The organism is Chryseobacterium sp. CH25 (assembly GCF_004119455.1).
GTDB lineage: Bacteria > Bacteroidota > Bacteroidia > Flavobacteriales > Weeksellaceae > Chryseobacterium.
In genome coordinates this window covers 1-508 of record NZ_NRQT01000028.1, presented here as the reverse complement: position 1 = coordinate 508, position 508 = coordinate 1, and the positions used below count along the sequence as shown (strand labels likewise).

The 508-nt window shown below is 42.3% G+C and carries 1 protein-coding gene; it reads left to right on the top strand.

The window, feature by feature from the left end; all coding sequences use genetic code 11:
• The coding region (locus BOQ64_RS22695; RefSeq protein WP_228448532.1) for a DUF6443 domain-containing protein at nt 1-508 on the top strand (508 nt) is incomplete at both ends.

Here is a 508-nt window from a genome sequence, read left to right as displayed (position 1 = left end):
GGTGGTTAATGTAAAAGCATCCCCTCAGGGAAAAGATGTGGTCACTCACATTGAATATGATCCGTTCGGAAGACAGGTTAAAGATTATCTACCCGTTCCTCAATCAGGAACGCTGAATGGGGCCATTGTTCCCAATCCATTAGGTAATACCATCAATAGCCCTTATGGGTCTGAAAAGATCTATTCCGAGAAAATATTGGAAAACTCTCCATTGGATAGAATTCAACAGCAGATTCAGGTAGGTAATGATTGGAGTACCAAACCTGTTAAATTCGGTTATGAAACCAATGTTCTGAATGAAGTGTATCAGCATATCACCTCCACTACCTGGGAGAACGGAGCCACCAAAAGCAGTGTTGCCTTATCTCCTGCAGTATTGTATGCTCCCGGTACCCTGTATAAAAATACTGTTACTGATGAAGATGGAAACCCCACTTTAGAGTTCAAAAACGGAAAAGGTCAGACCCTGTTGGTAAGGAAATTTGTAGGGACCTCTATGCAGGCAGAT